The organism is Rhodanobacter sp. UC4438_H5 (assembly GCF_052978405.1).
The window spans coordinates 2,400,454-2,415,327 of record NZ_CM129672.1 but is presented as its reverse complement, the minus strand read 5'-3'; the positions used below and the strand labels follow the sequence as shown (position 1 = coordinate 2,415,327).

11 protein-coding genes are annotated in these 14,874 nt (G+C 68.7%); 4 read left to right on the top strand and 7 right to left on the bottom strand.

Features of this window, described 5'->3' with window-relative positions; all coding sequences use genetic code 11:
* The first annotated feature begins 14 nt into the window (after positions 1-14).
* Complete coding sequence (locus ACVCL9_RS11250) at positions 15-398, top strand: hypothetical protein (RefSeq protein ID WP_447098055.1); 384 nt, start codon at positions 15-17, stop codon at positions 396-398.
* 3 nt (positions 399-401) lie between these two features.
* Here the strand turns inward: ACVCL9_RS11250 and ACVCL9_RS11245 are convergent, their stop codons facing one another.
* Positions 402-1,418, bottom strand: a complete 1,017-nt coding sequence (locus tag ACVCL9_RS11245) for a hypothetical protein (protein WP_447098056.1) — start codon at positions 1,416-1,418, stop codon at positions 402-404.
* A 219-nt stretch (positions 1,419-1,637) separates the two neighbouring features.
* Between ACVCL9_RS11245 and trpE the strand changes: the two genes are divergently transcribed.
* The gene (gene trpE, locus ACVCL9_RS11240; RefSeq protein WP_447098057.1) at positions 1,638-3,128 is read left to right on the top strand and encodes an anthranilate synthase component I; all 1,491 of its coding nucleotides are present in this window, start codon (positions 1,638-1,640) and stop codon (positions 3,126-3,128) included.
* Between the two features lie 42 nt (positions 3,129-3,170).
* Here trpE and ACVCL9_RS11235 read toward each other — a convergent pair whose 3' ends face one another.
* The 5 genes from ACVCL9_RS11235 to ACVCL9_RS11215 are packed head-to-tail and all read right to left on the bottom strand — an operon-like array spanning position 3,171 to position 9,651.
* Positions 3,171-4,142, bottom strand: a complete 972-nt coding sequence (locus tag ACVCL9_RS11235) for an N-acetylglucosamine kinase (protein ID WP_395120190.1) — start codon at positions 4,140-4,142, stop codon at positions 3,171-3,173.
* Positions 4,139-5,305, bottom strand: coding sequence for an SIS domain-containing protein (locus tag ACVCL9_RS11230; RefSeq protein ID WP_447098058.1), 1,167 nt, complete (start codon positions 5,303-5,305; stop codon positions 4,139-4,141). Before ACVCL9_RS11230 ends, ACVCL9_RS11235 begins: the two co-directional genes overlap by 4 nt.
* A complete protein-coding gene (locus tag ACVCL9_RS11225; RefSeq protein ID WP_447098059.1) occupies positions 5,286-6,575 on the bottom strand; it encodes a D-tagatose-bisphosphate aldolase, class II, non-catalytic subunit in 1,290 nt (429 codons plus the stop codon). The genes ACVCL9_RS11230 and ACVCL9_RS11225 overlap by 20 nt, the downstream gene beginning before the upstream one ends.
* A complete protein-coding gene (locus ACVCL9_RS11220) occupies positions 6,518-7,537 on the bottom strand; it encodes an EamA family transporter (RefSeq protein ID WP_447098060.1) in 1,020 nt (339 codons plus the stop codon). The genes ACVCL9_RS11225 and ACVCL9_RS11220 overlap by 58 nt, the downstream gene beginning before the upstream one ends.
* Positions 7,534-9,651: a glycoside hydrolase family 36 protein gene (locus tag ACVCL9_RS11215; protein ID WP_447098061.1), complete on the bottom strand. Its 2,118-nt coding sequence runs from the start codon at positions 9,649-9,651 to the stop codon at positions 7,534-7,536. The genes ACVCL9_RS11220 and ACVCL9_RS11215 overlap by 4 nt, the downstream gene beginning before the upstream one ends.
* A 113-nt stretch (positions 9,652-9,764) precedes the next feature.
* Here ACVCL9_RS11215 and ACVCL9_RS11210 point away from each other — a divergent pair, with 113 nt between their 5' ends.
* On the top strand, positions 9,765-10,871 hold the full coding sequence (locus tag ACVCL9_RS11210; RefSeq protein ID WP_447098062.1) for an amidohydrolase family protein: 1,107 nt from the start codon (positions 9,765-9,767) through the stop codon (positions 10,869-10,871).
* Between the two features lie 166 nt (positions 10,872-11,037).
* Here the strand turns inward: ACVCL9_RS11210 and ACVCL9_RS11205 are convergent, their stop codons facing one another.
* Positions 11,038-11,820 (bottom strand): DeoR/GlpR family DNA-binding transcription regulator, encoded by a 783-nt coding sequence (locus ACVCL9_RS11205; RefSeq protein WP_447098063.1) that lies wholly within the window; start codon positions 11,818-11,820, stop codon positions 11,038-11,040.
* Positions 11,821-11,955: 135 nt separating this feature from the next.
* Here ACVCL9_RS11205 and ACVCL9_RS11200 point away from each other — a divergent pair, with 135 nt between their 5' ends.
* Entirely contained in the window at positions 11,956-14,814 is a 2,859-nt protein-coding gene (locus ACVCL9_RS11200; protein WP_447098064.1) for a TonB-dependent receptor, read from the top strand.
* Positions 14,815-14,874: the final 60 nt, after the last annotated feature.

Here is a 14,874-nt window from a genome sequence, read left to right as displayed (position 1 = left end):
GCGGAAATGTCGCCATGGATGTCCCCAATCTCAGCCGGCAACCCTATCGCCGCCCGCCGCTGTTGCGTGCCACCGATCCGCAACGCATGAACTGGCTGTGGCGACTGGTGTGCGAGCTGGCCGAGTTGCGTCCCGCGGATGTGGTCGAGGCGTTGCATGCCGCGCAGATCCCGGTCGACCTGGCGCGTGCGCGCAGCTGGGTGGTCAGCGACCGCGACGACGGTTTCTTCCCGATCTCGATCGCCGAGCTGGAACGCAACGTGCGTGCGCTGCTGGCCTTGCGCGAGGTGATGCGCGAGAACCAGGCCTTGCTCGCGCTCGCCGGTGGTGCGGAGGCGTCGGCAGACATGGCGGCGGATGCCGCGCCGGCAGTGGAGCCGGTGACCGAAACCGCCTGAGCTTCAGCCCCGCGCTGACGAGCCCGCCGCCGCGGGCGTGGTGGGCGTGGCCATCGCGCTGGCCGCATGCGCCGGCACGGCGCTGGCCGATGCAGCGGGCGCCGCGCTGGATGCCGCTGCCGGTGCCGCCGTGGTCGCGGCCGCCGCAGGCAAGGCCGCCGTGCCGCCGGAGGCCGGGACCGACGTCGCCGCCGCGGGCGTCGAACTGGCGCTTGCCGTCGGGGTGGACGCGGCCATGGCGGGCGCTGCCGCGGCCGAAGTCGCCGCTGCCGCTGCCGCTGCCGCGGTGGTGCTGTTCGCCGGCTGCGCATGGCCGACCGCTGCCGCCGGCGGGGAATCGTCGACGTGCGTATCGGCGCCCCAATTCAGATAAGCCCACGCGGCCACGCCGACGAGTGCCAGCAGCAGCAACATGCGACCCAGCCGCGAGCGTCGTGGCGGGTGGCTTGTGGTCTCGGCTGGCGGGGCGGCGACGTCGGCTTCGCCGACGGGCTCGTCCGACGACGGATTGATCAGGGCATCGTCTGTCGCCATCTCGTCGCCAGGCACCGGCGGCTCGACGGCCGCGGGCGACGACGCGGTGGGCAATGGCGGCGGCAGGCCGGGCGACGCGCTCACGGCCGCGGGCGCAGGCGGTTCATCGTCGAGCGGCTCGATGGGCGCCGCGGCGAAGGCTTCGTCGACGGGCGCGGCCATCACCTCGTCGAATGCCTGTGCCGGCGGGGGCGAGGACTCGTACTCCAGCGGCTCCGGCCAGATCTGCCATGCCAGGCTGCCGTGCAGCCGATACGACTCGCCCGGCGCGATGAACGCGTCCAGCGCCGACCGCGGCAACGGCCCGCGGCTGCTGCCGTCGCGGTCGATGTACGCCAGTTCTTCGTCGCCGGGGAGCGCGTGGGCATCGACGTGCAGGCCCTGCAGCAACTGCGCGATGCGCTCGGCGCTGGAGCGGTCCAGTTGCTGGCGCACGATCCGCGGCAGCGCGGCGACCACGCGCCGGGAAAATTCGTCGTGCTCCATCCTCAGCGCGGCCGCCACCGGCGCCCACGTCGACGCCTCGTCCGACGCACCGGCCCGCAAGCCGCACACTACGACGCAATACTGATCCACGCACGGTCCCCTGTAGCCCGACCGTCGAGAGTAGACCGCCGCCACCAGCGTATCAAGCGCGCCGCGGCGGCGCCTGCGCTTGGCCTACAATGTTCGTTTCCCCTTCGTGACCACCCGGAACCGCGACCCGTGAGCTCTCCCGACCCCATCAGCCGAAACGAATTCGACGCGCTGGCCGCCCGCGGTCACACGCGCATCCCGCTGGTGCGCGAGGTGTTCTCCGACCTCGACACGCCGCTGTCGGTGTACCTGAAGCTCGCCGACGGTCCGTATACCTTCCTGTTCGAGTCGGTCGAGGGCGGCGCCACCTGGGGGCGTTATTCGATCATCGGCCTGCCGGCGAAGCGGGTGTTCCGCCTGCGCGGGCATGAGCTGGAAGTGGAGGATTCCGGCGAGATCACCGAGCGCCGCCATCTCGACGATCCGCTGGCGGAGATCGAGAAGCTGCGCGCGCAGTACGACGTGCCGCAGTTGCCGCAACTGCCCGCATTCACCGGCGGCCTGGTCGGCTACTTCGGTTTCGAGACGATCGGCTACATCGAGCCGCGGCTGGCGCAGTGGGACCGCCTCGACGAGCTGGGCACGCCCGACGTGCTGCTGATGCTGGCCGAGGAGGTGGCGGTATTCGACAACCTCAAGGGCCGGCTGTACCTGATCGTGCACGCCGATCCGTCGCAGCCGCACGCCTACGCGCAGGCGCAGCGACGGCTCGATGCGCTGGTCCATCGGCTGCGCCAGGGCGGCGCCTCGTATCCGCAGCTGACCCAGTCGGTCGCGCTGGACGAGAGCGACTTCAAGTCCTCGTTCACCAGGGACGAGTTCGAGGCGATGGTCGAGCGCGCGAAGGAATACATCCGCGCCGGCGACATCTTCCAGGTGGTGCCGTCACAGCGCCTTTCCGTGCGCTTCAACGCGCGGCCGGTGGACGTGTACCGCGCGCTGCGCGCGATGAATCCCTCGCCCTACATGTACTTCGTCGATCTCGGCGACACCCAGATCGTGGGTTCCTCGCCGGAGATCCTGGCGCGGTTGAAGGGCGGCAAGGTGGTGGTGCGCCCGCTCGCCGGCACGCGCAAGCGCGGCGCCACGGAGGAAGAGGACCGCGCGCTGGAAGCGGAGTTGCTGGCCGATCCGAAGGAGCGCGCCGAACACGTGATGCTGATCGACCTCGGCCGCAACGACCTCGGCCGCATCAGCGAGACCGGCAGCGTGGAAGTGGGCGACTCGTTCGCGATAGAGCGCTACTCGCACGTGATGCACATCGTCTCGCAGGTGCAGGGTACGGTGCGCGAAGGCCTGAGCTACATGGACGTGCTCAAGGCGACCTTCCCTGCCGGCACGCTTTCCGGCGCGCCGAAGGTGCGCGCGCTGGAGATCATCCAGGAGCTGGAACCGCACAAGCGCAACATCTACGGCGGCGCGATCGGCTGGATCGGCTGGTGGGGCGACGCCGACACCGCCATCGCGATCCGCACCGCGGTGATCCACGGCGGCCGCCTGCACGTGCAGGCCGGCGCAGGCATCGTGTTCGACTCCGACCCCGCCGCCGAGTGGGAGGAGACGATGAACAAGGGCCGCGCGTTGTTCCGCGCGGTGGCGCAGGCGGCGAAAGGCTTGTAGGGCGGTCCCGGCAAAAGTCCGCGGCGAACCGGACAGTCTCGCTCAGGGGGCGACGGCAGCCCGCGTTGCCGCCTGCACCGGGTGGCCGGCGAGCCGGGCCGCGTAGAGCGCGGCGCCGTAATGCGGCGCGTGCAACGGCGGCCGCAGGTCGAAATCCGTGCTTGCGGCGGCAAGCGCCTCGCGCAGCGGTGCCAGCAGCAGTTCGTCGGCATTGAAGGCGCCGCCGGAATGGGACACCGGTACGGTTTCGCCGGCTTCGAAGTGCAGGGCCAGTCGCAGTGCGTCGCAGATGCCGGCCAGCTCGTGGCCGGCGTCGCGGAAGATGGTGGCGGCCACGCCGTCGCCGGCCCGTGCCGCCTCGGCCACCTGGCGCGAGAGCTGCGCCAGGTCGCCGCGGGCGTAGGAGTTGCCGCCGTAGACATGGGCGCAGATGTCCAGGTCGTTGTCGAGCTGGAAGTGCGCGTTGAGGATCGCGTGCAGCGGGCCGCGGGGCAGGCGCCCGTCGCTCATGCGCGAGTAGGCGTTGAGTCCGCGCATGGCGATCCAGTAGGCCGAGCCTTCATCGGAGAACGCCTCGCCCCAGCCGCCGGCGCGGGCCGCGAGGCCCTGGCGTTGGCCATAGCCGATCGAACCGGTGCCGGCGACGATGTTGATGCCGTCGGCGCAGCCCAGCGAGCCGGCCCAGCCACACACCATGTCGTTGTCGCAGGTGTAGCGGTCGTGGCCGAGGATCGCCGCGGGGCACGCCTGCAACAGCGCGGTGGCGCGGCTGTCCTCGCCGTAGGCGGGCAGCCCGAAGAAGGCATGGCCGATGTCGGCCAGGGTCCGGCCGGCGGTGCCCAGCACCGCGGTCACGCCCTCGGCCAGGATGGCACGCACGCCGTCCAGCCCGACATGGGGATGGTAGGTCGTGCCGAGCTCCGCTTCGCCGAGCAGTCGGCCGTCAGCGTCGATCAGGGCGAAACGCGTTTTCGTTCCGCCGCCGTCCACGCCCAGGTAAGTCACCCGATTCATGCGCTCAGAGCGTACAGGCGCACGCCCTGCACGACGCGGTTCACCAGGCCCGCGGGGTTGGGATTGTCGGGCGTCACGCCGATGGCGCGCGAACGGAGGAAGGCGTGGATCTGCGCGATGGCGAGGTACGGCCACAGCAGATCCGCATCGGCGGCATCGGCCATCGCCGGCACCGTGATGCCGTCGGCGCCCGCGGCAGCGCGCGGCTGGGCGTTCACCTCGATGATGCGCGCCGCGCGGCCGTCGCGACGCAGCTCGTCCACCAGGTCGAGGTCGTAGCGGCGGGTCAGCGGGTCGTTGGACACGAAGACCATCACCAGGGCGTGTTCGGTGACGAAGGTCTTGGGCCCGTGGCGGAAACCCAGCGGCGACTCGAAGCAGGTCGCCACCGCGCCATTGGTGAGCTCGCCGAGCTTCAGCGCCGCCTCGCGGGCCAGCCCCTGCAAGACGCCGCTGCCGAGGTAGGCGACGCGGTCGTACTGGCCGCGCGCCAGCTCGTTCAGTGCCGGCAGCGATCCGGCGATGACCCGCGCGGTGGCATCGGCAATGGCGTCGATGCGCGCGTCCATGCTGCCGGTTGGCAACAACGCGGCCATGGCCGCGTACATCATGCAGCTGAAGCTGGAAGTCATGGCGAAGCCGGCGTCGTGCGTCTCGGCCGGCAGCAGCAGGGTCATCGAACGGGCAACCGGCGCCTTGCCCAGCGCACCGTCGGCATTGCAGATGATCGCCAGGTGGCGCACGTCGCGCACCAGGGACTCGGCGAGTTCCACCGCGGCCAGGCTTTCGGGGCTGTTGCCGGAACGGCCGAAGGAGACCAGCAGCAGTGGCTGTTCCGGCTCCAGATACAAGCGCGGGGCGCACACGATGTCGGTGGTCGGCACCGCGTCCACGCGGGCGGCCAGCCGGCGGTCCAGCAGCGGCGCCACGCACTGGCCGATATAGGACGAGCTGCCGGCGCCGGTCAGGATCACCCGCGCGGCAGGGTCGTCGATCAGCGGGCCGGCAAACGCCCGGATCTGCGCATGCAGCCCGGCCACCAGCGCGTGGGTCCGCTGCAGCATCCGTGGCTGCTGCTCGATCTCGCGTGCGGTGCAGAGCGCGCCCGCGGCGGTCAGCTCGGACTCGGACGCGCCCAGGTATTCAGTGGATGTCATGGTCATGGCAGGCATGGTGGTAGTCGTCGAGTGCGGCACTGATGTGTGCCATGGTCAGGGAGAGCGGGTCGTTGGTCGCGCCGCCGGTGCGCAGCGCGCGCAGCGCGTGCGGCAGGAACTGGCTGATCAGCGGCAGCGGCGGCGGGGTCGCGCGCAGGTTGTCGAACAGGCGCTGGCAGGCCTGCTCGATCACCGGGTCCGGCCAGTAATAGCGGATGCGGTCGCTGAGGCTGTATTGCAGGTCGATGGTCAGCGCGTGGCCCTCGCCGTGGTAGTAGCGTCGCCAGTAGCCGGGCTGCTCGCGCATGCGCGCCAGGGTTACCTCGCGCAGGCGTGCCCGACGCGCATCCCCGATCCACTCCTGCTCGATCGCGTCCAGCGCCCACAGCGCCTCGCGCAGGGCGAAGGTCAGGCCGGGGCCGACCTTGAGGATGGCGAAATGATCGCGTACCAGCGCCGCCAGCGCGTCGCGGGTCTGGTAGTCGGTCGAGTGCGCCTCGAACACCATGCCCGGCACGCCGGTGATGGCGTGGCTCAGTTCGCGCGCTTTCGACGGGTCGTAATCCACCACGTCGTGGTGATCGAACTCCACGCCCGGTTGCACCACGGAGGCGATCACGCGTTGCCATGCGGCGTCCAGCCCCGCGGCGGCGAAGGCCTGGCGATGCGCCTCGATCGTGGCCAGCGCGGCTTGCGGCGTGGTCACGGCGAGGCCTTCGATGGCCTCGGTGGCACCGCCGGGCACCGGTACCTCGGTGCCGATCACGTACACCGGCGCCTCGCCGCCGGCCTGCGCGTGAGCGACCTCGGCGGCCCGGCACAGGCGTACCGCACGGCGCACGATCTCCGCCTCCGGCAGCGGCTCGGGATCGCCGCGGCAGGCCATCGAGCAGTCCAGGTGGATCTTGCGGAAGCCGGCGGCCACGTACGCGGCCACCATCACCTCGGCCTTGTCCATCGCCGCGTCCGCGTTCAGCGACGTCCACGGGTTGGGCCCCAGGTGATCGCCACCCAGCGCGATGCGCGCGCGGTCGAAGCCGACGCGGTCGGCGATCGCATGCACGAAGGCGACGAAATCGGCCGGCTTCATCCCGGTGTAGCCGCCGTCCTGGTTGACCTGGTTGCAGGTGGCCTCGAACAGCACGAATGCCTGTCCCGTGCGTTGCGCGTGGCGCAGGCCGGCTTCGATCACGAGGGGATGCGCGGAACAGATCGAGGTCACGCCACCGGCGTGTCCCTGCTTGTGACGGGCGATGAGCTCGGAGAGGACGTGCATGGGGACGGAGTCCATTCGGGGGAGGGGGTGGAAACGTCGGGATCGCCCTCGGCTTCGGCCACGGCCTCGGGTTCGAGTGCCAGCAGCAACGAGGCAATCAGGGCCAGCACCAGGCCGATCATTTTCAGCGGGCCCGGCACGATGCTGGCGAACACCAGCGCCAGCGCGGCGGTCACCAGCGGGGCACCGGCATTGGTCAGCGGCGCCACCACGATCGCCTTGCCGTGGCGGAAGGCGTAGACCAGGGTCAGCGCGCCGATGGCGTTGAGCAACTGGATCGCGGCGGTCATCCACGGGCCGTCGATGCCGGTGTTGATCGGCTGCGACCAGTCGGTCATCGCCAGCGCCACCGGCGCCAGCAGCAGGCCGCCCAGCATCATGTAGAAGAAGATGCTCTCGGCGCGCACGGTGTGGTTGGCCAGGCGCATGAAGTACGCCTGCACGCCCCAGGCCAGCATGATCAGCAGCGACTGCAGGAACCAGCCCAGTCCGCCGCCGGCGCTGCGGCCGAACGACAGGTCCAGCATCGGCAATGCCACCAGCGCCAGCACGATGCCCAGCGCGCCGCTCCAGCCGGTGCGCTCGCGCAGGAACGCAAAGGACAGGGCGATCGTCACCACCGGCGACAGCGAGATGATCGGAAACACGAAATACGCCGGCCCGATGGTCAGCGTGTGGAACAGCAGCATCTGCCCGCCGGCACCGAGCAGGCCGATGGCCATGCCGTAGCCGATCGCGCGCGGTGAATGCTCCAGCGTCCAGCCGCTGCGCCACAGGATGTACAGCGCCGGCGGGATCATGGTCAGCGCCCACACGCAGTACACCAGCGTTTCGGGAAAACCGTGCTCGGCCGACAGCGGCGACAGCGCGCCCCACACGCCCCACAGCGCGACGGTGGCGACGGCGAAAACCAGCCAGGGGCGACGGCGCGGCGCGGCGATCGCACTGGCGGCCAGGCTCATGCCGGCGTCCCCAGCGGCGTGGCCTGCAGCAGCACGAAGTGCCTGAACGCCACCGGCAGGTTCGCCGCAGTGGCCTCCACCTCGCCAAGGTCGACTTCGTTGAACAGGTCGCGCACCTTGTAGCGTCCGGCGCCAAGCCCGCGCAAGGGCACCTTGCCGTTGAACCGGTCGGCGTAGAAGGCGTAATACATCGCTCCGTCCTTGGCGATGGCGTGCGCCTCGGGCTTGTCGAAGCCGATGTCGTACAGCGTGCCCAGGTATTCGCCCTTGGGCAGCATGTGCTGTTTGTACAGGGCCACCCACTTGCGCCACAGCGCCTCTTTCTCCGGGTTGAGGACCAGGCCGCCCGGCGGCAGCGGCTCGGAGGGATGCTCGGTGTCCTTCGGCCAGGTGAACTTGGTGGAGGGAATCGCGCCGATGCCGACGGTGGAGGCGAAGTCGTCGCCGCGATCGGACAGTTCCACGTGGTCGCCCGCATAGCTGCTGCGCGAGCCCATCAGCGCCTTCATGCTCTTGCCCTTGCTGCGCACCTGCCACGAAGAGGTCGGGTCGGACGCCGGGTACTGGTCGGTGGCCGGCAGGTTGTGGAAATCGAAAGCCGTGCCGCAGGGGCACAGCTCGACCACCGCCTGCGGGTTGGCCTCGTGCGCCGCCTTGTGGATGGCCTGCCAGAACGTGGCCAAGCCTTCGACTGAATCGCCCGGATGCGCATGCTTGTGCGCGGGGTTGTAGCAGGGCGCCACGGCGTTGAGGTGCTGGCCGTCGAACTTGATGCCCTCGAAGCCCCAGTCGCCGATGACCTTCTTCACCAGGGCCACGTAGAAGTCGACGGTGGGCTGGTAGGCCGGGCACTGAGTGAGCGCGTTCCACCAGGTCACCTTCTGGAACCCGCCGTCCTGGTCCAGCAGCAGCATGTCGGGATGGTCGTGCAGCACGTCGCTGCCCGGGTCGGCGGCCAGCGGCGCGATCCACAGGCGCGGATGCATGCCCTGGGCGCGTATCTTCGCGGTGAAGTCGCGCATGTCGGCTTCGCCGCGCGGGAACTTGCGCCTGTCGATGCGCCAGTCGCCCTCGTTGGTCTGCCAGCCGTCGTCCATCACCACCCAGCCGAAGCCCAGTTCGCGCGCTTTCGGCAGCGTGTCCAGGATCTGCTTGACGGTGAAGTCGCGGCCGTAGCCCCACGCGCACCACACCGGCGCAAAGGCCGATTCCGGAGCCCGCGGCGCCTCCAGGCCCTCGGCCTGCATGTATTGCCGGTACTGCAGCAGCGGCGCGAAATGATCGCCGGTGTGCACCGCCAGAAAAGTGCGTTCGGTGACCAGGGCCTGGCCCGGCGCCAGGGCGGATGCCTGCAGCGATTCGACCGCGATGTGCGCGCCGCGGTCGGTCTTGCGCACCGGCAGATCCAGCGGACGCACCACCGGCTCCACATGACCGACTGCCAGGCCGACGTCGCGGCGCCAGATGTTGGCCACCGGCGTGCCGCCGCCGTAGTCGGACGAATCCATCGCCAGCGTATTGCGCTGGTCGAACCCCGCGCGCAGCGGCTGCACCCAATCGCGGCGATCGGTGTGGGTGGTGCCGGAGAAGCTCCAGAAGCCGCCGGGCGCCTCGGCCAGTTCATGCGCGGCATTGCGCCAGCCGGCGACCTGCACGGCGGTGCTGCCCAGGTTGCGGTAGCGCGTCTGCAGCACGGCGAAGCCGGGAAGACCGTCGAAGAAGGTCAGCGCCACTTCCTTTTCCAGGTTGCCGGAACGGCCGGTGACGATCGACTGGTGACCGCTGCCGTGACGCGCGTCGGCGATCGGTTGTTCCCGGTGGCCGGTGATGGCGAAGTCGTCGACCGCGCCATCGGCCAACAGCAGGCTCTCGCTGGGTTGCCACGGCGTGAGCGGCTTGCCGCGGACCACCAGGCGCGTGTGCAGGCGGTGATCGAAGGCGATCGCCAGTACTGCATCGCCGGCGGTGGCGCCGGTGCCGCCATCGGTGCGGCCGGCACCGGGATAGCCAGGCCGGGATGCCGCCAGCGCCTTCGGCAGCATGAGCCACGCCGCGCCACCGGCCACGCTGCCGGCCACGAGCTTCAATACAGTGCGTCGTCCGATCGGGCGCATGGCGAATTCCTCTTGAGACGTCGTCCCGATTCTGCGTCAGCCGTTGCTCTTGATGCAAGCGTTTCGTTTCGGTATGGTTCGAAAATGTTTCGTTATATTGCCGAGGTGGACCGATGAACACGATCTTCCGTCCCGCCGTCCTTGCCCTGTTGGCCATCGCGGCAGCCCTTTCCAGCGCCTGCGCGACGGCGAGCCGGCATGCCGCGGAAAGTTATTCGATGGCCGACTTCGGCCAGGTGCGCAAGTTCGACGCCCACGTCCACGCCAACACGCCCGATCCGGCATTCCTCGAACAGGCGCGCGCGGACGGTTTCGAGTTGCTGTCGATCAACGTCGACTATCCCGACTTCCCGAGCATCGCGCGGCAGCACGCGGCCGCCGTGGCCCTGGCGGCAAGGGACCCGGCGCATTTCCACTGGGCCACCACCTTCTCGATGAAGGGGTTCGGCACGCCGGGCTGGACCGAACGCGTCGACGCGAAACTTGCCCGCGACGTGGCGGCGGGCGCCTTGGCAGTGAAGATCTGGAAAAACGTGGGCCTCGCGGAGCGGAGCGCCGACGGCAAACTGATCATGCTCGACGATCCGGGCCTGGCGCCCGTGGCCGAGCAGGTGCGCGCGCTCGGCGTGGCCCTGATCGACCACCAGGGCGAGCCGCGCAACTGCTGGTTGCCGCTGGACCAGATGACCACCGACAACGACCGCGAGTACTTCAGCAAGCATCCGGAGTACTACATGCACCTGCATCCGGAGATGCCGCGCTACGAGGATCTGATGGCGGTGCGCGACCGCTTCGTGGCCGCGCACCCGAAGCTGCGCTTCGTCGGCGCGCATCTGGCCAGCCTGGAGTATGACGTCGACCGCATCGCCGCCTTCCTCGACCGTTTTCCCGATGCCACCGTGGACATGGCCGCGCGCATGAGCCAGGTGCAATACCAGTCGGTGCGCGACCGCGAGAAGGTGCGCAACTTCTTCATCCGCTACCAGGATCGGGTGATGTACGGCACCGACCTGACCTACGGCCCCGATGCCGACCCCGCCGAGTTCCGCCGCGAGGCGCACGCGGCGTGGAGCTCCGACTGGCGCTACCTGGCCACCGGCGAGACGCAGCACGTGGACATGATCCACGCCGACGTGCCGGGCCTGGCGCTGCCGCGCGCGGTGATCGACAAGATCTACTACGGCAATGCGATGCGCGTGTTCGTCAGGCCGGGCACCTAGGAGCCCGCCTGCGGGCGATGCCTTTGAGCCGGGATAAGGCCCTTCGACAAGCTCGGGGCAGTGAATGGGGGATTGGGGATTTGCGGGAGCGTCAGGAGCATCGCCGGCGAGCGGGCTCCTGCGGCGGCGGCGCTCTCATGCTTTTGCGAATCCCGAATCCCTGCTCTCAGGCCAGCAACAACTCGAAACCGAGCTGATGGCTGGCCTGGATGATGTCCTCGGGTGCGCCGGTGTCCGTGATCAACACGTTCAACGCGGTGACGGGGATGATGCGATGCAGACAGACCTTGCCGAATTTCGAACTGTCGGTGATGGAAATGACCACGCGCGCGGCCTCCACCATCTTGCGGTTGAGCAGGGCCTCGGGCTCGTAATGCGTGGTGATGCCGCGTTCGAGGTCGAAGCCGTCCACGCCGAGGAACAGCTTGTCCACGTGCAGCGCATCCAGCGCCTCGACCGTCAGCCCGCCGTAGAACGCCATGTTGCGCCGGCGCAGTTCGCCGCCGAGCATGACGAGGTTGATGCTCGGCTTGGATGCCAGCGCGGTCAGCACGCCGTAGTCATTGGTGACCACGGTGATGTCGATATCCGGCAGCGCCTTGGCCAGCTGGATGGCCGTGGTGCCCGAGTCGATGGCAACGGTATCGCCGGGCTTGATCAGGGTTGCCGCGCGCACGCCGATGCGGCGCTTCTCGGCCAGGTAGCTGGTGATCTTCGCTTCGTAATTGGGTTCGGCGGGGCTGCCGTTGCCGATCACGCCGCTGTCGATCGCGCCGCCGTAGGCGCGCGCCATCACGCCGCGCTCGGCCAGGTAGCGCAGGTCCTTGCGCACGGTCTGCGCGCTCACGCCGAAGCGGTCGGCAAGCCTGCTGACCTGGACGCTTCCATGCTGGCGGACGAGTTCGCTGATCTGGAGGCGTCGTTGACTGGTGTCGCGAGTGGCGGCCATTCAAGGGTTCCGATGGATGGAGAAATTATGCCGCATTTCGTTGTATTTCGCTATTGATACGAAACGAAACATGTTATAGGCTCGGTTTCGTTGTTTAGATGCAAGGTCCGCCATCGCGCCCCCAGGAGAGAGCCCTTGAACGCCGCTTCCTTTCACCGAAACACACTGTCTTGTGCCGTCGCCCTGGCTCTGCTGATACCGGCGGCGGCGTTCTCCCAAACAGCCCAGACAGCGCCTGCCAGCGCCGCCACGACGCCGAGCCCACGGGCGGTCCCGGTTGACCAGGCCACGCCGCGCGCCGCCACCGAGCTGGCCACCGTGGTGGTCACCGGCGAGCGGGGCAGCATGGCGCGCTCGACCGAACTCAAGCGCGATGCCGGCACCGTGCAGGATTCGATCAGTGCGCTCGAACTGGGCATGTTCCCCGACGACAACGTGGCCGACTCGCTCAGCCACATTACCGGCGTGGCCATCTCGCGCACGGCCGGCGGCGAGGGACAGAAGGTCAGCGTGCGCGGCCTCGGCCCGGAGTTCACGCTGACCACGTTCAACGGCCGCATCCTGGCGACTGATGGCGCCGGTCGCGACTTTGCCTTCGACGTCCTGCCCGCCGATGTGATCAGCGGTGCCGACGTGATCAAGGGCGCGCAGGCCTCGCTGACCGAAGGGGGCATCGGCGGCCTGATCAACCTGCGTTCGGCCAGCCCGTTCGACCGGCCCGGACAGCACGGCATCGTGCGCCTGGAGGGCGATCGCAACCAGATGTCCGAACTCAACGGACACAAGTTTTCGGCCGCCTACAGCAACACCTTCGCCAACGACACCGTCGGCGTGCTGCTGGGCGTGGTCAAGGCCAAGCGCAAGGATCGCACCGACGTCGCCGGCAACGACGGCGGCTGGACGCGCAACCCCGACCCCAACGATCCCAACTGGTACGGCAACGCCTGGGGCGGCAACATCGACCTCAACGGCAACGGCGAACTGGACCCGGAAGATTACGGCCTGATTGCCCCGGGCCAGTTCCGGGTCGGCTCGATCCTGGAGGACAAGAAGCGCAGCGCCTATTCCGGCAAGATCGAGTGGCGTCCGAACGACCGGGTGCGCATCGTGGTGGATGGGTTGAAGACGCGCCTGGATTCGCCGCAGGTGTCCTTCCAGCAGTCCTACTACCCGCTGTTCGCGCCGGGGCGCTGGTCCGACATCACCGTGCAGAACGGCATCGTCACCGGTTTCACCATGGACAACCCGGACCCGGAGCTGCGGCTCAATCCGGAACTGCTGAACCAGACCCAGTACCGCGTCGTCGATACCGCGCTGTACGGCATCAACGGCGAGTGGAAGGCCACCGACGACCTGACCCTGACCGGCGACCTGTACCGCTCCACCTCGGAGCGTCGCTCCGGCGGCCAGGACACCTACGTCGTGCTGCGCATGAACCAGCCCAACACGGCCCGCATCACCCTCGGCCCGTATGCGGTGCCCAACGTCGACGTCAAGTTCGACGACGGCCGCGACCTCATCTCGGGCCTCGCCAGCGGCCAGTTCAGCGATTCGGACTTCAACACGCACTACATGGAGTTGAGCGGCGACAACATCCGCGACGAGATCACCGGCGGCACCGTGGCCGGCAAGCTGTTCGTCGGCAAGTGGGGCGTGGACAACCTGCGCTTCGGCGTGACCCGCACCGAGCGCGAGAAGTCGCGCGACCTGGTCAACAACACCCTCAACGGCGGCGCGGACTACTACTCCGAGGACAACGCCATCAACGTGGCCGACCTCGGCGGCAACGTGATCTCGCACTCCTTCCACCTGCCGCACTTCATGTCCGGCGTGGGCAGCAGCTTCCCGCGCAGCTTCCTGGCCTTCGACGTGCCCAACTACCTGGCCCGGCTGCAGGCCTACAACGGCAATCTCCGCCCGGACGGCACGCCGTACGACTACGCGCTGGCCGGCCCGCAATGGAACCCGCTGCAGAGCTACCGCGTCAGCGAGAAGACCAACGCGTTCTACGTGCAGGCGGACATGTCCGGGGATCGCTGGGAAGGCGACGTCGGCGTGCGCCTGGTGCAGACCGATACCCGCGCCCAGGCCTGGGACGCCAAGATCCTGAGCATCACCGAGAACGGGCCTTTCAACTACACCGCCCAATACGACGCGCCGACGCCGGTCGTCCAGGACGCCCATTACAGCTATCTGCTGCCCTCGGCCAACTTCACCTGGCATTTCACCGATCAGTTGCAGTTGCGCGCCGGCGCGGCCAAGACCATGGCGCGTCCGGCAGTGAACCAGCTGGCGCCGACCAACACCACCGAAAGCGTGTCGTGGGGCGAGTTCACCCAGGTCTACGGCGGCAACGCGGACCTCAAGCCCTACAGTGCGGCTCAGGGCGACCTGTCGCTGGAGTGGTATTTCGCCGAGCACTCCGTCGCCAGCCTGGCGGTGTTCTACAAGCGCATCACCAACCAGATCACCACCAGTTGGGAAACCGGCCAGGACATCGGCGTGCCGGGTTACCTGTTCAACATCATGCGTCCGATCAATGGCGACCACGCCAGGGTGAAGGGCATGGAGATGAGCCTGCAGCACTTCTGGAACAACGGTTTCGGCGTGCGTGCGCAGTACACGCGCAACCTGTCCACGAGCTGGGTGGACGGCGAGCAGCGGCCGCTTGAAGGCATCGCCCCGGCGACCTATTCGCTGGGCGTGATGTACGAGAAGGGCAAGTGGTCGGTGGGCGCCAACGCCGACCGCACCAACGGCTTCGTCACCGCGATCAACGTGCTGGGTACCGGCTACAACGAGCAGGCCGACGCGATCACCTGGGTGACGGCGCACGTCTCCTACAAGTTCAACGACATGATCAGCGTCAGCCTGGACGGCCAGAACCTGCTGGACAAGGCGCAGACCTACAGCATCAACGGCAACCCGCTGCTGTCGCAGGGCTATTACCGCTATGGCCGTTCCGTCAACCTGGGGGTGGCGCTGCGCTTCTAGGGCGGCGCGCGCCGGCGTGCCCGACTTCCCGGGCACCGCGTGGCGCGTGGGTTTGATCTG